The sequence below is a fragment of the Blautia sp. St.27G3 genome (assembly GCF_059728505.1).
This window is the reverse complement of record NZ_BAAGFO010000002.1, coordinates 536,845-559,529: the sequence shown is the minus strand read 5'-3', so window position 1 is coordinate 559,529 and position 22,685 is coordinate 536,845. Positions and strand designations below refer to the sequence as shown.

Genomic DNA, 22,685 nt, shown 5'->3' with positions numbered 1-22,685 from the left:
ATGGCGGTAACGAGCCTATGGCATGTCAAAGGGAGCATAAAAGACGTGATTGACTATATAGAAAATCCAGAAAAGACCGTGCCGAATGAAGATATGCAGGACTTCTTTGACGTGTTCTCCTATGTGAAAAATCCGTCAAAAACAAATGAGGGCGAGTATGTTTCCGCTATCAACTGTTTGAAAGAAACCGCATTACAGCAGATGATTTTGACAAAGAAGCAGTACCAAAAGACAGGCGGATATATCGCATGGCACGGCTACCAGAGCTTCAAGCCAGACGAGGTAACGCCCGAACAGTGCCACGAAATCGGATTAAAACTGGCAAGGGAAATGTGGGGCGATAAATACCAGATAATCGTTGCCACCCACCTTGACAAAGGACATCTCCATAATCATTTCTGTTTTAACTCCGTTTCTTATCTGGATGGGAGCAAATATAATTACTCAAAATCCGAACAGAAACGGCTAAGGGAGGTGTCCGACCGCTTATGCCGAGAGTACAGTTTATCGGTGATTGAAAACCCCAAGAAAGCCCCTGCAAGACCGCTGTATCTGGACGAAAAAAGCGGAAAGCCGACACGGTACAACGTCTATCGGGAGGATTTAAGGGAAGCAATCAACGGGAGCAGGGATTTACAGCACATGATGAAATACCTTACCGATAAAGGATATGAGATTGATTTTTCGGGCAGCCATTGGAAAATGAAGCTGCCGCAGTACAGGCATTTCACAAGGTTAGACACGCTTGACGAACGGCTGACTCCCGATTTCATACGGTCATGTTTAGGCGGGGCTTCCCGATATGGAAACTACAAAGCAAGGATTTCCTACTCCCCGCATATGCCAGAGCAGTATAAAAACGCATGGAAACCGCATCAGAAAACCACAGGGATTTTAGCGTTGTATTACCACTGGTGCTATCAGCTGGGGATATTCCCCAAAGGCACAGACTACAAGCCGGCAAGCCCGCTGATGAAAGAGGAGCTTCGGAAACTGGACGAGATTACCGCACAGGTAAGGTATATGTCAAAGCATAACATCTCTACCCTTTCCGACTTACACGCCGACAGGGAGAAAAACCAGACCGAAATGAATAAACTGATTGACTACCGCCAGCACTTGCGGAACAAGGTACGCCGTGCCACACCAGCCGAAAAAGAAACACTCCGAGCCGAAAAGCAGGGCGTGACGGAGCAGATAACAGAGCTTAGGAAACGGCTGAAATATGCAGACGGGATTGAAAAACGCTCTGCCCATATCGACAACTGCTTAGACCAAATCCACGATACGATTGAAAACCAGCGGTTAAACCAACAGAAACAGCCAGTTAAAACAGACCGCAGGAGGGAGGAATCATTACGGTAAAACAGCTATTTGACAGAATAATTAAGTCAGGAATCCAGCCAAAAGAGAAAGGAATCCCAACAGGGTATTTCATAGAAAAGGATGGGCAGACTTCTTTTGTCTGCGGCAAAAACATTGTCCATCTTACAGAGCATTTCAGCGGGAAAAAACAGACCGTGGAAACGCTTGCGGAGAATGTCATGCGGTACGAGATGAAAAAACCATAAGAAGAATATTGTTGCAATGATGGAAAAACGGCCTGCCCCATGCTATAATAGATTCATGCAAGCAGTGTATTGTGGCGGGCTGTTTCCAAAGACAGGAGGTTAAAACAAGTGAAACAGCAGCAATACAATACAGCGTTATATATGCGTTTAAGCCGTGATGACGAGCTGGAAGGGGAAAGCGCAAGCATTTCCACGCAGAAACAAATACTCAGGGATTACGCAAATGAACAGGGATTTTTAGTCGTTAACGAGTATGTGGAAATGTAAACCGCTTAATTGATACAAAGGGCATGAATAGAATATCGGGAAAACCGCTGAAAGCAAGGGGTTCTGGCACATAGGGTGTTGCCGGAATCCCTTGTTGGTTTTTAGGGCTGTGCCAAGGCAGCACGGGAATTCGTGCCAGTCGGTGGAGGGGCGGTCATTTTTGACCGCCCCTCAAAGGCGTTTGAACACAGTGGTCAGATGGAGTGACCACCCCCGTGGTCATTTTGACCGCTCTGCTTGTCCAATTTGAACACAGTGGCCACTTTGCAAAAAACGTGTAGAGATTTGTCGGAACATCTTGCTGGTTCTTTTTTTGTACAAAACTAAAGACGAATTTCAAAATATAACTTGAAAAATGCAGGGATGATGCTTATAATAGAGTAGAATACGATGAGGAGAAAATTGATTATATTATTCGCAATCGAGAATTAAACATAGGAGGTTTTGCTTTGGATACCGTGAAATATTTATCAGCACAAGATATTTCGGCCATTTGGGGAATTACAAAACGCAGAGTACAGAATCTGTGTGCTAATAATAGAATTCCTGGAGTCATTCGTATAGGTAATATGTGGGCTATTCCTGCTGATGCTACAAAGCCAAAGGATGCAAGAGTATGTGAACATCCAAAAGTTGTCATCCCTACTGGAACAGTGATGCATAAAGCAAGAAGAAGTATAAAGATCATAGCTGATGCATCTATTAAGGAGCTTAAAGAGAAGGGGTTGTCACCAGTCGATGCTTTGCAGACACTTGTGGTTTTTTTCGCTGCAAAATTATTGGAAGTTTACATTGATGACTTTGAAACCTGCTTGAATGCTTGTGAGAATTTCTTTGGATATAAAATCTCTATTCATGTTTCCAGTAATGCAAATCAGAGTATAGAGAAGTATATCACGGAAAATGGAATGTGCCTTGATGATTCTTTAGCATGGTTATATCAGTTTGGTAGTAAGAAGTCAGGTGAATTTAAGTACAAAGACACACAGTTCTTCACTGAAAAATATATGATAAACACACTTGTGGAATCGCTTCATATTGATACTAAATCCAAGATTATCGATCCTGCATGTGGCGGAGGAAATTTTCTACTCTATTCTTTTGAGGTTCTTGCTGGTCAGGTGGCAGATAAAGGCAACAGTAATAAGGCAAAGTATGCTATTGATAATTTGTACGGATATGAAATAGACCGTTTCCTTGCGCATGTTGCATCTTTCAATTTGAAAATGAAAGCACTCGCATTTATTAGCAAGGAAGATGACGTTTCTATTGATATATTCAATAATTGTCATCCGAGAATATTCTACCCCCAGAAGGATTCAATACCAGGTTTTTTGGATACAGAATGGAATAAACAGTTTGTTGTCAATTGTGACAATAGAGAAGTGCTTCGACTTATTGATGTTTTCGATGGAGCTAATGTAGTGGTTACGAATCCTCCTTTCCGAACTATTAAGGGAATGCCGGCAGAACAGAAAGAATATCTGCAGAAACATTATCCCATGGCAAAATGTGATATGTGTAACGCTTTCATTGAAAGAGTTATGGAGATTCTTCCTTATGGTGGAAAAGCTGCAATGGTTACGCAGAATAGCTGGATGTATCTCGATAGTTTTACTTCTTTAAGGAGTATGCTATTAAAGAAATATACAATTGATAATATCTGGGAACTTGGCTCTAATGCCTTTTATGACATTTCAGGAGAAAAGGCTAATGTGATCCTTGTGACATTTGCAAAGAATTTGCCAGATAAGGGACATGAAATTAGACTTAGCCTTTTAAGAAACTTGAGCATTGAAAAGATTGAAAGAGCATTGGAAGTAAAGACTGTACATTTCCTGTCTGTAAAACAGGGTGATATCCTCAAAAATGCTGAGTCTAGATTTGATATGGTCAGCACAGAACACTTGAAGAATATTCAAGCAAGCTGCAATCAATATAAGGAATATGCTGTACCTATGCAAGGGACATCTACGGGGGATGCCAAAAACTTGATTGATTACTATTGGAAACATCTTGGAGATGAAGATTGGATACCTGTGAGCAAAGGGGGAGGCTATTCCCGTTTTGAAGGATTGAATTCATATTGTGTGAAGTGGGGGAAAGATGGAGAATATATTAAAAATACAAAAGGATCTGCTATCCGTAATGCAAATTACTTTGATCAGACGCAATTGGTGTTTAGTGATACAGGAACAGCCGGATTGAATGTCAGAGTACTTATGCCTGGACAAATTTTCGTAGCATCGGGGCCAGGAATTAGAATAAAAAAAGGTAGAAAGTTATCGCATCTTGCATTTTTGAATTCTCGTTTTGCTGCTTTCTATGTGCGACTTGCATCTCCGAAAATTACAATAGCAGCAGGATATATTGGACAAATACCTGTAACTGAGAAAATCCTTAATTCCTCAACCTTGGAAAAAAGTGCTGAGCAATGCTTACAGTCAAAAAAACACAGACTTGCAAAGCGCCCTAATAATATCGAGTTTTCATATGTCAGACATACAGAGGGAATGAGTATATTAGAAATGGCGCGTACATGGTTTGCAGAGGATATCAATGACGAATGGACCCAGTTGCTGAATGAACAGAAGATTGAGGATGAGATTATGAAAGAGATGCGTCTTACTTCCGAAGATCGGCAGGCAATTGATAATTATATCGGAGAAAGAATGATTCTCGCATCAGGACATGAAGGTGATGAAGGGAACATTATTGAAGCTGATGTTTTAGGGATTCTTAGATACGACTGTTTTCCAAGAAGAACAAAAGCAAACAAAAAATCTTTGGGATCGGATGGATTGATCGAGTATATTTCACAGGTAAAGAAAATTCCATGCGAGAAAGTGTACTCGATAATTTCGGAGCAATTTGACTGGTTTGAAGATAACTATATTAGCCTTTATATGCATGCGTTGGTCATATCAGCGATGAAATACCGTGAGGTAAATAATGCGAATCTGTCTGTTGATAGATTATTATCTGAGATGTGTGTCTCGGATGTACAAGATATTGAGTATGCAAAGAACTGGATAGAGAAGCGTTTCAATGGTATACATAGTAGTACTTTTGAAAGAAAGCCTCTCTTAGAATATATTCCTGCAAGAAAGACTATAGTGTGGGTAGAGGAGTAAAATGTGGATAGTAGAACATATACAATTGCAGACATGCTATTGGGAGCAGCAAGGGAGAAGTTTTCTGGAGATTATACAGATGTACCGAAAATAAGGGTGTTTTGGCATAATACGATATTTCTGTTTTTTTCTTCGATTAATCAACAGAGATTAATTAATGTTTCTGATTTAGAATTTGACGAAATGCAAGTTCTAGGACTTATGCCTAAATATCTTTCTGATTTTCATGATAAGGAAAGAAAAATCCTTGATAAATATATCAGTAAGGCAGTGATTGAATATCTTTCAAGTGAAAGCAGCGTGAATGATTGCCGTCAAGAGCTTTTGAACGTTGAACTTGATTTTACAAATGGAGATATCGCTTTATTTACAGACAAAGTGAGCAGGGATAATACGGGATCATATTACACACCAAAGAAGCTGGCAGAAGAAATTGTAAAGAAGACTTTTAGTGGAAGAATCTTTGAAAAAGAAAAATGTTATAGAATTGCAGATTTTTCATGTGGCGGAGGCGAATTTTTCCTTGCAATAATGAACTACTTGAAAGAGCAAAGTGGTATTGATTACAGACATTCAGTTAGATGGTTTTATGGAGTGGATATTGATCCAATTGCTCTTCAGATTTGTATTGTAAATCTTCTTCAATATGCTGACCAAAATGAATGGAAAACAATAATTTCTCATTTTATATTTGGTAATCCTTTAATGATAAGTGATAGGGAATTCAGTGAAGAGGAGAAAAACAGTTTGTTTGCCATGCGCCGTCTTTATTCTGATGGTCTTGGCATGCCAGAAAGCTTTTTTGAAGGTTCTTATGATGTGATAGTTGGAAATCCTCCGTGGGAAAAGATTCGATTCGAAGAGAGAAAGTTCTTCAGAGGGATTGTTAATGGCATTTCTGATATTTCTCAAAAGAGTGTAAGAGATGAAGAGGTGAAGAAGCTGAAAGACACTTGGTCAGTTGTATATGATTGGCGAAACAAGGTATGTGATGAATATTCTCAAATGACTGCGACAAAGTACAGGCATTGCAGAATTAAGAATGCTGTGGTGGGTGAATTGAATACATACTCACTTTTTACAGAGTTGGCCTATAATATGCTATCCGACAACGGATTTCTAGCACTTATAGTTAAAAGCACTTTGGTGACGGCACCCGTTCATCAAAAGTTGTGGTCAACATTTCTTTCTGATAAATCAGTAAAAGGTGTATATTTGTTTGAGAATAAGAATAAGATTTTCAGTATAGATTCTCGTGAACGGTTCGTTGTTTTTGTGGCAGCAAAAGAACACAGGGGGATTTTTGAGTTTGCCACTGGGCTTAGAGAACCTGAGATGCTTTGTACTGCAAAGTCGATAATGCTGACGGAAGATGATTTGTTGGAAATAAATCCTTTTACAAGCACCATTCCAAATGTGAGCAACAATGATGAGATTTCTTTTTTAAAAGAAGCACACAATCGTTTCATGCTGTTCTCGGATGTATATCCGAATTGTCATTTTGGAAGACTTATTCATCTTACTGCACATGCTGCATCAATTGATAAGAAAGTATCAATTGACAATGTTCCGATATATGAGGGGAAATTCATAGAACAGTATGATGCTAGGTATGCTACATTCCGCGGGATACCTGATTCAAAGAAGTATGCAAATAAGGCATCAGCTATAAAATTAGATGTAAAGGAGAACAAAAGTAAGGAACTACCAGAATGTAGATATTTTGTTCATAAGGAATTATGGGATAAGTACCTGCATCAATATAGTGAGGAGTATTCTCTCTGTTGGAGAAGTCTTACATCACCGACAAATAAACGGACGATGTTGGCTATGATTCTTCCGACTTGTCCTACCTGTCAGTCAATTCAGATGCTCCAGACAGAGAATGAGGAAGAACTTGTATTGCTGCTTGCTTTGTTTAACTCCATACCATTTGATTATTTTGTGAGAATAAAAATGCCAGGTCTCGACCTGACGCAGAGCGTTATAAAGCAGATTCCCGTACCTGCCAAAGATGATTATAAAGAGGTCATTGAGTTTAATGGAAAGGAAGATACACTAAAGAGACACATTCTTTCATATACTATTAGTATTTTGAAAGGAGAAAGCAGACTGTCCCACCTAGTAGGAAAATTTGAAGGACGGATTTATGAGGTGGAGGGATTTGAAATGTCTGAGAAACAAAAGATGATAGATCTTCTCTTTAAGAAAGCCTATCATCTTGATGATGTTATATATAAAAATATATTACTTACATTTCCTAAATATTAAGCAGACCATACTGCTTAGACGCATGGTTGCTACCATTTCTAGCTACAAAAATACTTTCGGATTTCAGGTTATCAAGTTCCGATTCTGGGAGTACGGACATAACATAATAATCGGTTCGGATCTTTTCCAAAATGATTATCTTGTGAACTAGCCATTCACCGTCTTCAGCAGATGTAAGTTTTTCGTTGGAGACGGTTTCCCCTTTGAGTTGAATTCTCCATGAACCGTTGGGGCGCTTGCCGCTTTGATGCAATTTGATAGTGCATCCTACATAGTCTTTTGCGTTGTAATTGATCGTTATATCTTTCTCGAAAGTAACATTTGTAGGATCAATATCGAAGAATACAACTGAACCGAGAACAGAGGAGTTTTTGTCAGTTTTGTAGCGAGTTCCGTCACCTGTCCCATGTATAAGGCTACCAAGCATGGACAAATCAAGAATGTTACGGGAGCCGCCTGTCATTTCTCTTGTTTCAAACCACATCTTTTCTGAATCATCTGATGGCGCAATTGACTCTGCAGAAGTAACCTGTACATTTCGATCATTCACTATTATTTTCTTGCCTTGTCCTTCCTTCTTGACCCTTGGAATATGTACTCGACCGAGAGTGCCGAAAGGATCAACGGTGAACTTATTTTTTTGCTTTGAGCTCTCACGCATGGATTTTGCGGTGTCAATTTGGAGTTGTATCTCATGCCGAAGAAGATCAGCATCTAGCAGTTTATCTAGGTCGCCCACATCATTTATTTTGAGAGAAAATGCACAAGTTTCTGCTTTGTAAGATGATACAAGATCTTTCAAATCATTTAGTGTATTGAGCATGTCAATGTCTGTTTTGGAATCTGTATCTATAATAATCGCTGATTCATAGTTTGTCCACAAGCCACCTCCTGTAAGATTGTTTGAACCGACTGCCATCCAGTCAGAATTTTTAAGATCAGAAAGATAATAGGCTTTAGAGTGGAAGGTTACGACTGGGTTTTTATCATGGACTATATAGAGATTGTCCACAAGATAGAAAAGGTTTAGCACTGCTTCGTAGGACGTTCCATGGGCATCTAATCCAATAAAAGCATCGACTGTGCCGCCACTATCACGAAAATTCTGTATGGATTCTTTCATGCGAAGAACACCACTGTTTTTTGCAAAAGCAGATATGATGATGAAATATTTGTATGTATCTTTTGACAGTTTATCATTTAAAATAGTTCCTAATTGTCCATTAAATGGCTGATTAATCAATTGTGGCATATGATTTCCTCTTTCAAGAGTCTCGAATCAGATTATTCTCTAAAATTTCTTTTTTTATAATATCACATGACTTTGTAAAAAGATAGGAGCAATTGTGCTTTTTTTAGTATTTTTAGCCATTCATAAGATGATAATCACCATATTCCGGTTCGCATTTTTTTGTTTATAGGGTGCAAAGGGGGTCATTGTTGCAAGTATGGTTTTTTGCTTTGCTGTTGCGATGCATGAGTTGTTCTGCTTGGCAATTCTGCACCTCTTTTTTGCAATTGTTCAGTAATCGTTAAATTTTATGCTATTGATTTAGAAAAACATAAAAATAAAACAGTAATACCTGTATGAAAACACAAGTATTCTACCTGTCCGTCAGGCAGGTTTTTCAAAGAATATTAACAGGCTGGATGTTTATTTTGCTACAAGTTCCGGATAGATTTTTCTTTTGGTTTCGATCAGCGCACCCATTACACGGCGTCCTTTATCGCTGACCAGATACCTTCTTGAATGAGGAACTTTCCGAATCAGTCCATGCGCCCTTAATTTTGTAAATTCCCTGCTGGTTTTTCCTTTTACCTTGGCAGAATCGGGATTAGCCCTATTGGTTGAATGGCGGATTTCCCTGTTCGTAAACCCACGGATGAGATATTTCCCATCCGAAACGGACTCAAAGAGAAGAAACGTCTCGGCAGACCAGACATTATATCCGCTGTAGTTTCTCCCTCCCAGTTTTTTCCGACAACAGATACTGTTGATCTCCTTTTCAATGGTTTTTGCCGGGATTATGTTCTGCATGGAATCCAGAAAACGCTTATTTGCTGCTTTGGAAATTTCAGCATACCGGTATAAGTTAGCGATAGACTTACCCATGGGAACCCACCGTTTGGATGTAGTTCCGTCTTCATGTTGTACATCCTTATAGACCTTGAATTCCCTCGGGTCATTAATGGTCATTTCTACCCGCAGGCAGCTGAATTTATCATACATCTTGATACTGTTGGACTTCATTTTGAATTTAATCCTCCAGCCTTCTGGGCGCTTACGGTAATCGGAGACTGCCTCTCCCTGAAACTTATGGTGAAGTTTACGCCCAAGAAAAGAAAAAATATCCGTACAGTTGAAGTCATAGAATGCGTGGCCTACCAGGGATGGATAAATATCCTCCAAAGCCTCCCGGCTCTTAAACATAACATCGGTAGCGTACTCGCATTGATCCACACACCAGTGGTATCCCTGGTGGAAGGTTTTTTCAATCGTATCAAGATAAGGGTTCACTTTATGTGCAAAGAGGTCAAGCTGCCTGCACAGGCTTTTGGAATCAAACCTGTCGGCAAGCTCCTGTGCCTTTTTTATGTCGCTGATTTCGTAAAAGGAGTTGTCATACATCTGGTAAGAGATGCCGTTTTGCTCAAAGACATGCTTCATCAATTCCCGCCCATTGATATAGACCTGGATAAGAAAAGGGAACCATGTCTGGAGCTTGACATGCATGAAGCCGAAATGCTTATCAAGGAAATAGAAGTAATAGTATTTGCATTTGCGGTTTACTGTGTCAAGGGAAAGCAGCCCGTTGTCATGTTTTTTAGGCTGCAGAGTCTGGCAGTATTCCACTACTGAGAGGATACAGATGAGGCCCTCATCCACCGGATGTTCTTCAAGAGCCTGTAAAGCTGCCTGTTCCTTTGAAGTTTTAGAAGATGTAAGGTAAATCAAAGGCCGTTTATCAGAAGCAGCCATATTTTCTGCATAGGAGACAATATCCGCAGTTACCTGATTGGCATAAGACGAAAAATCTTTAAGCAGGACATTTTGTTCAGAGAGGAAAAATCCTTTTCCGGAAGTGGAAAAGAACTGGCGGATATGGCCTTTGATGATCATCCTGTCAAAAAAGGAGAATGTGCCATTGATTTTATCTTTATATTGTTCTAAAATAGTGTTCATAGGATCATCCTTTCGTATGAATGCTTGCAGGGGAATTTAGTTCCCGATGGATTGGTACGCAGATACCGTATAAGTGCATTATAGCACGTGCATCTACGAATAGGATGATTCTTTTGTTTTTATAGTTTGATTGCAGCCAGCGGCTGCGGTATGGTATAATGAACCTATCAGAAAAAAGAAGGTTTTCAGCCCATGCCGGATACAGCACAGGAGTACAAAAAGCAGATCAAAGAACTGGAACAGCAGGTCCTGCTCCTTAAGGAGCAGGTTGATTTCCTTACCCGTAAACTTTATGGGACAAAGTCAGAGAAGACGTCTGCCCTTGAAATAGAGGGACAGATGTCTCTTTTTAATGAAATGGAATCCTGTGCTGATCCGGATGCCCATGAGCCGGATTTGGTGGAGGTCGAAAAACATCTGCGTAAAAGGAAATATGCCGGCCAGCGGGAGAAGCTGATAAAAGACATTCCCCGCAGCAAAGTGCTCCACACGATCGATGAGAGTGAACAGATCTGTGAAAGGTGCGGGAGCGCCATGGTAAAAGTCGGTGAGGAGTTTGTCCGTACTGAAGTACAGTTCATTCCTGCCAGCCTAAAAGTGGTCGATCATTACCGGGAAACTTATGAATGCAGGGCATGCCGAAAAAACGGAACACCTTATATGGAGAAGTCTCCGGTGCCCTGTCCCCCGGTCATGCACTCCCTTGCATCTGCTTCCACGATTTCGTGGCTCATCCACCAGAAGTTTGAACTGGGTATCCCCTTATACCGCCAGGAAAAGGAATGGGAGGCCATGGGACTGTCATTAAGCAGGGCGACGATGTCGAACTGGCTCATGGTCGTCTATCGGGACTGGCTTTCCCATGTGGTCGGTCATCTCAGGCAGGAACTTCTGAAACAGGAGTATCTGCACATTGATGAAACCCGCGTACAAGTGCTGATGGAACCAGGGAGGAAGAACACTTCGGATTCTTATATGTGGGTCTACTGCAGCATCAGGGACTGCAAACAGCCGGTCCGGTATTTTGAGTACCAGCCGGGGAGGGGTGGGAAATATCCCGAAGCGTTTTTAAAAGGCTACACCGGATATATCCATACGGATGCTTATTCCGGATACAATGGAGTGAGGGAGGTCACAAGATGCCTGTGCTATACCCATCTGCGCCGCGCTTTTGTGGACGCGCTGCCAAAAGACATCCATGACCCGGAAGCTTCCAAACCCGCGGAAGCAGTCCTGCGGCTGAATAAGTTGTTTGAGATAGAAAAGGAATTGGACGGCCTTCCCCCGGAGCAGAAGAAAAAAGAACGGCTTAACCGCGAGAAACCGCTTCTCGAGGCTTTTTGGTCATGGGCAGAGATAAACTCTGACGGAGAACTGCCAAAGTCAAAACTCCATACAGCTTTCCATTATGCCCTGAACAACCGGCAGGAGTTCTTCAACTATCTTGAGGATGGGAACTGTTCCATCAGCAACTCTCTAGCGGAGAACTGTATCCGTCCGTTTGTGATCGGCCGTAAGAACTGGCTGTTTGCGGGAAGCCCGAAAGGTGCTGCCGCAAGTGGAGGGATCTACACCCTGGTCGAGACAGCGAAAGCCAATGGACTGGATGCAATGAAATATATCAAATATATCCTATCAGATATGCCGGGGAGTACATTTCTTGAAAATCCGGAATATCTGGATGATTATCTGCCATGGGATCCCATGGTACAGGAACGTTGTCGATAACCACTGCCCTTTTAGTATAGAGGGTTGGTGGTTATTTTTCTATCCACTATCTTATTTGACGCTTACGACATATAGGTATTTTTTAGAAAAAACGAAAGATATTGACATGTAAGTACTATATGTATATAATGTGTATGTATAAACATCACACTAGAGGAGGCGAGATATTTGAAGATTGTAATATCGAACACATCGGAAGCCCCCCTTTACCAACAAATTAAAGACCAGATAAAAGATGCAATCTTAAAAGGAGAATTAGTAGAGGGCGATGCACTTCCGTCTATTCGTGCCTTTGCAAATGATTTAAAGGTCAGCGTCTTAACAATACGGAGAGTCTATGATGAATTGGAACAAGAGGGATTTGTAACAAGCCAAGTCGGTATCGGCACTTTTGTTTCTACAAGCAACATTGAATTATTGCGGGATTCCAAGCGGAGGCTTGTGGAGAAAAAAATGCTTGATATGATTCAGACAGCAAAATCTTTGGGCATTAGTAAAGATGAATTAAATGCCATGATGGACATTTTATACGAGGAGGAAAACTGAATGGATAACATTTTAGAAGTATCTGGATTAAATAAAAGATATGGTGATTTTGCCTTAAAAGACATCTCCTTTTATTTGCCAGACGGCTGTATCACGGGATTTGTCGGAATCAATGGAGCGGGAAAAACTACTACTCTCCGAAGCATCTTAGGGCTTACAAATAAGGTGTCTGGAAATATAAAGTTTTTTGGCATGGACATGGATGGGAATGAAAGTAAAATAAAAGACCGCATCGGCATTGTGCTTGATGAAGGATGCTTTTATGATGAATTAACGCTCTTAGAAATGAAAAATGTAATTGCCCCCGCTTACAGAAATTGGTGCGAACAGGACTATATAGATTACATGGAACAGTTTTCATTGAATCCGAAACAGAAAATCAATACCCTGTCAAAAGGAATGCGGATGAAATACGCTTTAGCTCTGGCACTTTCTCATAAAGCGGAATTGCTTATCATGGACGAGCCAACAAGCGGACTTGACCCATTAGTCCGAAGCCAGCTTTTAAATATATTAAAGGACTATATGGGCAAAGGTGGAAAGGGCGTATTTTTCTCTACACATATTACTTCCGATTTGGAAAAGATTGCAGATATGTTGATTATGATTGATGGCGGTGAGATTGTTTTTCAAGAGGAAAAAGACCAGTTGCTTGACAATTACCGAATCATAAAGGGAAGCACTGAAAAACTGAATACGGATACAAGAAAATATTTTTTGAACATTGAGGAAAGTGCTTTCGGCTTTACGGGAATCACAAAACAGGGTTCTGATGTTATGGAGCATATGCAGGACGCTCTTACAGAAAGACCCACAATCGAGGACATCATGATATTGTCAATATTGGTTGACACTTTTTTTGCAAGGATATCAATGCCTAAGCAGCAGTATCCAGAGCTTCATAATATCTCTGCCGCTTGACCATAGGAGGAAGCCCATCATTGGAAGAGCATATCCTCCTGTTGTTCCAATAACTGATGAAATATCTCCAGATGAGGGTTTTCAGTTCCTCTACTGTCATTTTTTCTGTGTCATGCCTCCCATAGATGAGTTCTTCCTTCATCCGAGCCCACATGCTCTCGCAACGGGCATTGTCATGGCAGCGTCCGCCGGCGCTGTTCATGCTCTGGAGAATGCCATACTTTGCTACTGCTCTGCGGTAGGTCTCACTGGTGTACTGAGATCCACGGTCAGAATGGATGATGGCTCCCCTGAGCGCCGGGTAAGACCGGACCGCATTGGTAAGCGTACGCTCGCATAGTACGGCTTTCATGTTTGTATCCATTGCCATGCCCAGAACTGCAGCATCGAAACAGTCAAATATGGCAGATACATAGAGTTTTCCATCTCTTGCTTTGATCTCGGTTATGTCCGTGATACATTTTTTGAGTGGTTCCCTGGATTTGAAATCCCTTTTCAGCAGGTCCTCAGATTTACGCGCCTCACGATCTGCTTTGGTGATCCCATTTGGTCTGTGTTTCGGGCGATGGCTCAGCCCGATCTCTTCCATGATGCGGTAGACAGTGCGTTCACTGGGAAGGTGGACACCTTCCGTCTGTTTTAAAAGAAGCGCCTGATACATACGGATCCGTCCGTAAGTGTCGTTGCATTCATCCTCAGACACGACTGTCCTCATGGCATCAGCTAACTGCTGGTATTTCCACGGACGGTCTTTGTCTGCCAGATATTTATAAAATCCCTGCCGGGTTACTTTCAGCATCCGGCAGTAGAAAGAAATCTTTCCCTTTATAACGCCGTCCTTGGTTTTTATGGCAAGGAACATCATTCTCTGCCTTTTGCAGACTTCCGACGGCTGGCGGCGAAAAAAGCGCTTGCCTCTTGGGCGGATGCCCATAAGGAAGTAAATAGAATTTCCGGAAAAACCGGCATGGCAGAGGTCACGCCGGTTTTTCTGTCAGTAGTTCCGGTTTGGCAAGTGGAATCCGGATTTTCCCCACATAGGTAAAATAGACTTCAATCGTGACATGTTTCTTCCCGCCGATCTTCTCTGGGCTGTGGATCACAATCTTTTCAATCAGCTCATTTACCGTAGCGGCGTCCAGCTCCTGCAAATCGGAATACCTGTCGGCAAGCTGGAGGAAACGCCCCACATCGGCAATCTGTCTGGCTTCATTTTCAATTTCTCTCTCCAGCGAAGCTGCAAGCTGCTGAATTTCCGCCTGCTCCGCTTCATACTGTGCCGAAAGTTTTTGAAAGCGGAGGTCGCTCAGCTTGCCAAGAACGGAATCTTCATAAAGCCTTTGGATGATCTTGTCCAAATCCTCCATGCGCTTCTGCGCCCCGGAGAGGGCTTTCCGCTTCTGTGCCAGTTCCGCCTTCCGGCTGGCTTCGTCCTGCGCCAGCATTTCCTGGGTGAAATCATCCCGGAACAAGCGCACATAGGTCAGCGTCCCCTGAATACATTCCAGAACCCGCCTATAAAGCGTGACTTCCCGGATGTAGTGGATTTTACAGGAACCTGTATTGCTCTTATAGTTGGAGCAGACAAAATGATCCTGTGAATCATCCTTGTAGGTGTTGCAGGTACAGTAATAGAGCTTCGCACCGCAGTCGGCACAGTAGACAAGTCCGGAGAAAATGCTGGTTTTCCCTGTCTTTGTCGGCCTGCGCTTGTTGGCTCTTAACACCTGTACCCGTTCCCACTGTCCACGTTCAATAATCGCCGGCTGCGTATCTTCAAATACCCTCTGGTTTTCTTTTGGGTTTTCCATCCGCTTCTTGAATTTGAGGGATTTGGTATAGGTCTTGAAGTTGACGGTACAGCCAGTATATTCCGGCCGCTCCAGTATTCCAGCGACAGACTTCGCACACCACTGGTACAGGTTATCCGGCATGGACCATCCTTTCTGTCTGGCGTTATACGCAGTAACCGTCAATACCCTGTCGGCAGTCAGGATTTTTGCGATCTGCATGGGGCCTTTGCCCGCAATGCATAGGTCAAAGATACGCCGCACCACCTTTGCGGCTTCCTCGTCTACAATCCATTTCTTTTTATTCTCCGGGTCTTTGATATATCCGTAGGGCGGATTGCTGGCGATATGTTCCCCGGCTTCTCCGCGCATTTTTACGACTGCCCGGATTTTTTTGCTTGTGTCCTTTGCGTAATAATCGTTAAATACGTTTTTGAACACGGCGAAGTCGTTTTCGCCCTTTGCGCTGTCCACATCATCGTTGATGGCGATAAACCGGACATCGTAGGCGGGGAAAATGAAATCCTGTAGCCGCCCCATATAGGAATATTCCCGGCCCAGACGGGACAGGTCTTTGACAATCAGGGTAGAAACCGAATAATCTTCCACATATTTCATCATTTCCTGAAATCCGGGCCTTTGAAAATTCGTTCCTGAGAATCCGTCGTCCACGAAAAACATGGGATTGCGGAATCCGTGTTCCGCCGCATATTTGGACAATAACGCCTTTTGGTTGGTGATGGAATTGCTCTCCCCATCAAGAGCATCGTCCTGACTTAGACGGCAATATAACGCTGTGATCTTATCTGGCTGCTGGTTCATAGTAGCTCCTTTCCTCCCGTATATCGGGATAACAGCCAGGTAAACGGTTGCCTATATTATAACGTGCCGTTCCTCTTTTTTCAGCAGCTTTCATTCGGTTTCCTCCAAATTTCCTGCCATGATACGGCGCAGCTTGTCCAGTACGCTTTCCGCCTCTCCCTCCGTATAATGGGGGATGACATGATAGACCGTATTCCCTTCAACGGCAATCATTTCTTCTGTGCTGAAATCAAACTCGAAAACGCCGTCTTTGAAATGCTCTGCCACACGCTCGGCAATTTCAGGTTTCAGATTTTTTGGAAGTTTGCTTAAATCCACAGGCTTACACAATCCCATCACGCTCCTTCCTTGCGGGCAAAATATTCAGCGTAATGACCGCCGGACGGCCAAGCCCCTGTTTTTTACGGATGATTAGACCGTTGCGTTCCAATTCCTGAAATGCCCTAGTCGCCACCTGCCTGCTCCTATGTAGTTTTCCTTTTGCTTCTTCCAGCGTAAAGTAGAGACGAATCCGCCCGTCCGGTTCTATGTATCCGTTTTCTCTGGAAATACCCGCCCGGTCTAAGAGCAGGGCATACAGTACCTTTGCATCGTTGGATAAGTCCATCGGCACCAGAAAACGAGGAAACGGCAGATAGGGCGGTACGCCGCTGTCCTCTTTGTAAGGCATCAAAAAATCATTTTGCATTATGTACTCCTTTCCATCAATCCCTCCCTGATTGATTGGATTGATATTGACTTTCTTGTTATTAACTTTTTCTCTTTAATTTCCGTCTAAATATGGGCCGTCAAGGCCGTCTGGAAATCCGCCGCCGGAAAGAGAGGAACAGGGCTGCCCGGAGCGTCAGGTTTTCCAGTCTCTGAAAATCCAGTATTGGAGAATCCCATATAGGTGGAAATGGCAAAAGCGGTAAATTGGCAAAGTAGAAACCAACACCTATCTGGGGAAATCCCGTTTAGGTTAAAATCGTCCTGCGGACAGTTAAAAGCAGGTTTTAGAGGGGAGCAGGGGATTTATCCCTCATACCCGTTGACCGCAGCCTGAAACGCCAATAATCTCAAGGCTTTTTTGCTTCTAATTGTCCGCATTGGAGCCGCCTTTTCCTGTCGCTGGCTGTTTTCTGTCTGCGGTAGACTTTCTTTGCACAGAGTTTACAGTATTTTGCCCGGTTGGAACCGGGAAGGAATGATTGGCCGCAGACCACGCAGCGTTTTAATTCCTCCCGGAACAGCAGCGCCGTTTCCAGCGGTCCGTCCAGCGGCAGGACAGCGCAGCGGAACCATTTGCAGAGAAGCGAATAGGAAATACTCTGGACGCAGACACATTCCTCCCCGTTGTCCAGAAGAATACAGTTTCCGTTATCGTAGTTGCAGCACTCGTGTACCAGTTTACGCATCCGGCGGTACTGCGGATAATTCATTACTGGAATCTGATTGTGGATAAAAACGCCTCCTTCCTACCGTAAAAAAATATCCCTCTACTATACAGTTCATTTTTGGGGCAAAATGACGGGGGTATTTTGCAAATTTCACAAAAAATTCATAATTGCCGTGTTCGGGTAAGCGGTTATAAAATAAACCCCTCATATATCCGTACATTTTTAAGAGGAAAGTTGCCGTCTGCATAAAAATTTGTCAAAAAAATCCGCCGCAGTTGTTCCTGCGACGGATTTTCTATGGAGCAGACAGATATTCAAATTTATACCCGATTCCGGCAACACTCTCAATATAATTTGGCAGATTGGGTTCAAACCTTAGTTTCTTCCGAAGTTTGCTCACATGGTTATGGATTGCCTTCCTTGAATAGAAATTATAATCCTCTTTCCAGACTATATCGGTAATCAATTCATAAGTAAAAACACGCTTTGGGTTGGCAGCCAGTAATGCCGGTATGTCAAATTCTTTGCCTGTCAGAGAGATAACTCGCTCCCGGACTCTTACAATACGGTGCTCCAGGCAAAGATAAAGTTCGCCTTCCTGTATTTCTGTCAGGACATTTTTGATTTTTGTAGGTGAAGCATGATAAGAATCACGAACAAATTTAGGGGAACTCTCTTGCCCCGTTTTAAAAACACGGGGCAGGAACGGATGTGGGTAAGAAACAAATCCTCCGTTGCAAACCTAAACACACTTGCCCATATCAGTCTTTTGGCTGTTGCCATTGCTGCAGTTACTGGCAATTCCGGTCAATCCTACCGCAAGCTAAAATCTTTAAAACGGACTGCCTGACTTTTGTAACTGAATATTCTCTGATTTTCGTAGGTTTTGGACTTACGTTAGCTTTGTTATGCCTAAAAAGCGTCTTCCCTCAACATTAAAAGTCTAACAGCCAAATCTCATCTTAAAATCAATGCGTTTTGCTCTTCTCTATCAACTTTATTTCAAGATTTTTACCATTATTTTGAATCTTCAACAAAATACATAATTCTCCGTATCAGCTCCGGGATATTTACCGGGGAGATGATATAGTCGTTCACGCCCTCATGCCGGTATTCATATTCCGTGGCAAGGTCGTTGTTCTCGGTGAGGATAAAGAACGGCAGAAGCCGGACAGGGGGATTCTTCATTTGGAACATCCCCGCCACCCGCCGCAGCGTATGAAACAGCTCCATTGCTGTGCCGTCCGGCAGTTCCAGATCGCACAAGATCAGGTCTATTTCCTTATCCTCAAAAATCCGGCGCTTGGCCTCCCCAATCGAGGGAACCAGAATCAAGTCAAAGCCCTTTTGCAGCATAGCCGCCCGCAGCACTCCGGCGTTGGTATCTTCCGCATGGACAAAGAGCAGCTTGTGAAAAGTCGGGGCCTTTTCGCCGGATAATTGACGGTAGGCATATTCCACCAGCTTATCTTGCAGCAGCAGCCCTTTCATTTTGTCCATGCACAGCGTCGCGCCCCGGCGCATAGCCTCCTGTTCGTAGTCGTCCTTGTCATGGCAGGACGCCAGAATAAAAGGCAGCTCCTTGTCTGCGGCCCGCACTTCGTCCAGAAAATCCATGCCGGAACCGTCCGGCAGGTCGAGATCACAGCAGACCACCAGCGGCATTTCCTCTTGGATGGCGGCCCGCGCTTCTTTCAGCGTACAAGCCGTTTTTACCGGGTAGCCCCGGTGCTGTAAGTATTTTTGCAGGCACCATGTATAGGTGTCGCTGTCGTCGATCAGCAGTATCTTTTTCATGTGTCCTCACCCCCAATATTGATTTACCACAAGCATAAACTACAAATGTTACACAAATGTCCGAGGTGCCTTTGATTTCGACAAGAAAACAGGCTGAATTGTTACAAAGCTCGGACATTTCAAAAATTTCTTTGAGAAATGGCGAAAAAAGCGGGGCAGCACACGCCGCCCCGCCGATCCCATACGGTTATTCCATCGCCCGCATTTGTTCGATCAGGGATTGTTTTTTCTGTCTGCGGACTGTCCATACAGACAAGATCAGTTCCATTCCGAACAATACCAGAATGAACAGACCCATTTCCAAAACCGGGAATTTGTAAGGCACTACATTTCCGGCAAAAGCACCTACACTCATTTTTCTGCAAGCAAAGATGGAAGCCGGAAGCCCAACGATCAGCGTCGCCAATGTTGCAAAGAGCGCATAGCACAGCCCCTCACAGATGTTCATTTTACATAGCTGTTTTTGTGTTAGGCCGATAGAACGCAGAATACTGTTTTCCTGCTTTCGGGCTATCTGGTTAGAGAGTGTCGTATTGATAAGGTTGATAACGCCAAAGAGAAATACCAACCATGAAAGTATCTCCATACTGCCAAACGCAAAAGAATTTGTCATTTCTTCATATTCAATCACTGTATTGATTTCATCTAAGGCAATATTACTATGGCTGGCAACAATATTTTTCAATTCAGCTCCCACATAGTCTGTTTTTTTAGGGTCATTTACAATGCTCCATGAATAGTCAATAGAGGTGATTTCCGGGTGCAGTTCGTGGAACAACGCTTCTGGTGCAAAAAGAGTTGCCCCATCTAAGTGCATCCTGTCATGTCCTGAATATACCTTTGCAGGAGCGTATAACCCCGATATGGTAACAGAAACGGATGGCTGTTCTTCTCCCAAAGAAATCTCAACCTTTGAACCAACACCCATATCCTCATTCTGCTTTAGCACATTATAGTCAATTACAATACTACGGGAATCTGTTGGCATGGTTCCCTCTGTCAGAGCCGCTTCAACTGCCGCATAATTCTGGTCGGTCAGCATATCGCACATACCACCAGCTTGATGAATCTCTGTTTTATAAGTTGCATGGAGAGATTGCCTGCTTGGAATTATATCTGTAACGCCATCAATAGATAAGATTTCCTGCTTTAATTCCTCATTCAATGGATTTCCCGCTGCCATAACCTTTTCTTCTGTCATTTCAGAATCCAAATAAATTTTATAGTCGCCGTCTGGGAAAAACTGTCTTGCAAGTGCCTCTGGTGAGCGCAGCAAAACAATGGAGGATACCACAAGCAGGATAATTCCGCCCAAACTCAATGAGGCTACAATAGCAACGGTCTTTTTTCGGTCACGCTTAAAATTTGCAATTCCCATTGAAACAGGATTGAGCTTGATATTCTTTTTCCGGCTGCGGATGTCCTTTTGCGCCGGGGTAAAACGGACGGCTTCAATCGGGGAAATCCCTGCCGCAATTTTTACCGGCTTACGGATGGAAACAGATACCATGATCCAACTGCTTATGAGTGTCAAAATAACCGTTGCCACATAGGAAACAGCGTTAAAACCCTTAGAAAACAGGAGAAAACCGCCACATATGCCCAACACTGTACCTATCACAATCCCGATACTGCCGAGTTTGCGTCCCTCCCGCTTTACAATCCGCTTGATTTGCTTTGGCGTTGCACCAATCGTCCGAAGCTGCCCGTAACTCTGGATTTTGTCATTGATGGAGATACGGAAGATACTCTGGATCACAATGTAGCCGCCAATCAGAACAAGGGCAATCACGCCAGCCATCAAGGTAAAGTCGTCAAAGGGTTGTTTGGAGGCATAGGTGAAATACCTGTTGTTCATGCTGGGGGTAGGAAGCTGATATTCCTCCGCAATCTCCCTGCAATAAGAGGTCATCAGTTCTTCGCCCAACTGGTCGCTGTTTTTGAAATGGACATAGGCACGATAACCAGCCGGGTCAAACCCATCCCATTCTGTCAGGGCAGCGTTGGAAAGAATGATAGCGCAGGTATTTGCTTCTTTCTCATTTACGCTGTCCATAATGCCGGTAACGACATAATCACCATGAAAGCTCTCGGTGTCTAAGGTCACAGTGTCCCCGATCTTGGCATTGTGTCCATAGGTGGAAAGAAAGTATTCGCTTACGACAACTTCATTTGCTTTTTCAGGAACCCGACCCTCTAACAACTCCATCTGCGCCTTGGTAATCTCCATCATTTGAGCGTCACAATACACATAGGACGCATGATAGCCCTGTTCCGAAAGTTCCTCACCCAGTATATAGTAGCCGCCTACGCGCTCAAACTCCGGCAGTCCTTTTAGGGTTTCAATATCGTTTTCCTCTACGCCCAGCCAAACCGCCTCATAAGTATCGGCAACCTGATTGCGCTGCATTTGTGTCAGGGAGGTAGACACAATTCCCGTAAAGCAGATTAGAAACGCCGCCAGCGCAACGGCGATCACCACCATCAGATTCCGGCGCTTCTCGCTTTGCAAACTTTTCTTTGCCAGCTTCTTTGTAATGGCGCTGGTATCATTCTCAAAAGGCCATGTCATAGCCCGCCACCTCCTTACTCCACAATCTTTCCGTCCTCAATGCGGACAATCCGATCTGCAAGGCGGGCAATGTCGTTGTTGTGGGTAATCATCACGACAGTTTGCCGAAACTCCGCGCTGGTACGCTTGATAAGCCCCAGCACCTCGGCGCTGGTCTTGCTGTCAAGGTTTCCGGTCGGCTCGTCGGCCAGCACAATAGCCGGTTTGGTAATCAAGGCGCGGGCGATAGCCACACGCTGTTGCTGGCCGCCGGAAAGATTGTTCGGCATATTTTTCAGTTTATCTTCCAGTCCCAGCAGGTGAACGATCTCGTCCAAAAACTTCTGATCCACCGTGTCCCCGTCCAGCTCCACCGGCAGGACAATGTTCTCATACACATTCAGAATGGGAACAAGGTTATAGTTCTGGAAGATAAAGCCGATGTTGCGGCGGCGGAAGATGGTAAGCTGTTCGTCGTTCATTTTCGACAATTCTTTGTCCCGGACAATCACATTACCGGAAGTCGGGGTGTCCAGCCCACCCATCATGTGAAGCAGGGTAGACTTGCCGCTGCCAGAGGTTCCCACAACGGCCACAAATTCACCGTCATTTACGGAGAAGTTCACGCCGTCAAGGGCGCGGGTAATGTTCGGCTCTGTGCCGTAATACTTTTTCAGATCAATCGTCTGCAAAACGCTCATACTCAAAACTCCTTTCAAGGCTT

Annotated in this window: 17 protein-coding genes and 1 pseudogene; 7 read left to right on the top strand and 11 right to left on the bottom strand. The window is 43.5% G+C overall.

The window, feature by feature from the left end; translation table 11 throughout:
* The 4 genes and pseudogenes from AC6I2O_RS12225 (at nt 1) to AC6I2O_RS12210 (ending at nt 7,243) form a co-directional block, all read left to right on the top strand.
* Nucleotides 1–1,365 carry a relaxase/mobilization nuclease domain-containing protein gene (locus tag AC6I2O_RS12225; RefSeq protein WP_160253586.1) on the top strand — a complete coding sequence of 455 codons (1,365 nt, stop codon included), beginning with the start codon at nt 1–3 and terminating at the stop codon, nt 1,363–1,365.
* A gap of 314 nt (nt 1,366–1,679) precedes the next feature.
* Nucleotides 1,680–1,832, top strand: a pseudogene (locus AC6I2O_RS12220) (recombinase); the annotation flags it as partial.
* Between the two features lie 464 nt (nt 1,833–2,296).
* Nucleotides 2,297–4,972, top strand: a complete 2,676-nt coding sequence (locus AC6I2O_RS12215; RefSeq protein ID WP_497742980.1) for an Eco57I restriction-modification methylase domain-containing protein — start codon at nt 2,297–2,299, stop codon at nt 4,970–4,972.
* A 3-nt stretch (nt 4,973–4,975) separates the two neighbouring features.
* Nucleotides 4,976–7,243, top strand: coding sequence for an Eco57I restriction-modification methylase domain-containing protein (locus AC6I2O_RS12210; RefSeq protein WP_497742779.1), 2,268 nt, complete (start codon nt 4,976–4,978; stop codon nt 7,241–7,243).
* Here the strand turns inward: AC6I2O_RS12210 and AC6I2O_RS12205 are convergent.
* Together AC6I2O_RS12205 and AC6I2O_RS12200 are read right to left on the bottom strand one after the other, a co-directional pair.
* Nucleotides 7,233–8,495 (bottom strand): phospholipase D family protein, encoded by a 1,263-nt coding sequence (locus AC6I2O_RS12205; protein WP_497742778.1) that lies wholly within the window; start codon nt 8,493–8,495, stop codon nt 7,233–7,235. The two genes, AC6I2O_RS12210 and AC6I2O_RS12205, sit on opposite strands and share 11 nt — an antisense overlap.
* Before the next feature lie 402 nt (nt 8,496–8,897).
* Nucleotides 8,898–10,427 (bottom strand): hypothetical protein, encoded by a 1,530-nt coding sequence (locus AC6I2O_RS12200; protein WP_497741803.1) that lies wholly within the window; start codon nt 10,425–10,427, stop codon nt 8,898–8,900.
* Between the two features lie 192 nt (nt 10,428–10,619).
* Here AC6I2O_RS12200 and tnpC point away from each other — a divergent pair, with 192 nt between their 5' ends.
* The 3 genes from tnpC to AC6I2O_RS12185 all read left to right on the top strand — a co-directional run bounded on the left by tnpC (nt 10,620) and on the right by AC6I2O_RS12185 (nt 13,622).
* On the top strand, nt 10,620–12,155 hold the full coding sequence (gene tnpC, locus AC6I2O_RS12195) for an IS66 family transposase (RefSeq protein ID WP_497742777.1): 1,536 nt from the start codon (nt 10,620–10,622) through the stop codon (nt 12,153–12,155).
* A 168-nt stretch (nt 12,156–12,323) separates the two neighbouring features.
* Nucleotides 12,324–12,701, top strand: a complete 378-nt coding sequence (locus AC6I2O_RS12190; protein WP_016220811.1) for a GntR family transcriptional regulator — start codon at nt 12,324–12,326, stop codon at nt 12,699–12,701.
* The gene (locus AC6I2O_RS12185; protein WP_497742776.1) at nt 12,702–13,622 is read left to right on the top strand and encodes an ABC transporter ATP-binding protein; all 921 of its coding nucleotides are present in this window, start codon (nt 12,702–12,704) and stop codon (nt 13,620–13,622) included.
* Here AC6I2O_RS12185 and AC6I2O_RS12180 read toward each other — a convergent pair.
* From AC6I2O_RS12180 to AC6I2O_RS12140, 9 genes are all read right to left on the bottom strand, one after another.
* Nucleotides 13,579–14,487, bottom strand: a complete 909-nt coding sequence (locus AC6I2O_RS12180) for an IS3 family transposase (protein WP_497741599.1) — start codon at nt 14,485–14,487, stop codon at nt 13,579–13,581. The genes AC6I2O_RS12185 and AC6I2O_RS12180 overlap by 44 nt on opposite strands.
* Nucleotides 14,488–14,599: 112 nt before the next feature.
* The gene (locus AC6I2O_RS12175; protein ID WP_444114859.1) at nt 14,600–16,234 is read right to left on the bottom strand and encodes a recombinase family protein; all 1,635 of its coding nucleotides are present in this window, start codon (nt 16,232–16,234) and stop codon (nt 14,600–14,602) included.
* A gap of 90 nt (nt 16,235–16,324) precedes the next feature.
* Nucleotides 16,325–16,570: a hypothetical protein gene (locus AC6I2O_RS12170; RefSeq protein WP_444114858.1), complete on the bottom strand. Its 246-nt coding sequence runs from the start codon at nt 16,568–16,570 to the stop codon at nt 16,325–16,327.
* On the bottom strand, nt 16,557–16,922 hold the full coding sequence (locus AC6I2O_RS12165) for a replication initiator protein A (protein WP_444114857.1): 366 nt from the start codon (nt 16,920–16,922) through the stop codon (nt 16,557–16,559). The genes AC6I2O_RS12170 and AC6I2O_RS12165 overlap by 14 nt, the downstream gene beginning before the upstream one ends.
* Nucleotides 16,923–17,292: 370 nt before the next feature.
* The gene (locus AC6I2O_RS12160) at nt 17,293–17,655 is read right to left on the bottom strand and encodes a cysteine-rich VLP domain-containing protein (protein ID WP_497742775.1); all 363 of its coding nucleotides are present in this window, start codon (nt 17,653–17,655) and stop codon (nt 17,293–17,295) included.
* Nucleotides 17,656–17,908: 253 nt separating this feature from the next.
* Nucleotides 17,909–18,148, bottom strand: coding sequence for a winged helix-turn-helix domain-containing protein (locus AC6I2O_RS12155; protein WP_444114867.1), 240 nt, complete (start codon nt 18,146–18,148; stop codon nt 17,909–17,911).
* 482 nt (nt 18,149–18,630) lie between these two features.
* A complete protein-coding gene (locus AC6I2O_RS12150; protein ID WP_497742774.1) occupies nt 18,631–19,410 on the bottom strand; it encodes a response regulator in 780 nt (259 codons plus the stop codon).
* Between the two features lie 187 nt (nt 19,411–19,597).
* A complete protein-coding gene (locus tag AC6I2O_RS12145; protein WP_497742773.1) occupies nt 19,598–21,982 on the bottom strand; it encodes an ABC transporter permease in 2,385 nt (794 codons plus the stop codon).
* A 14-nt stretch (nt 21,983–21,996) separates the two neighbouring features.
* The gene (locus tag AC6I2O_RS12140; protein WP_002586600.1) at nt 21,997–22,662 is read right to left on the bottom strand and encodes an ABC transporter ATP-binding protein; all 666 of its coding nucleotides are present in this window, start codon (nt 22,660–22,662) and stop codon (nt 21,997–21,999) included.
* Nucleotides 22,663–22,685 lie beyond the last annotated feature (23 nt).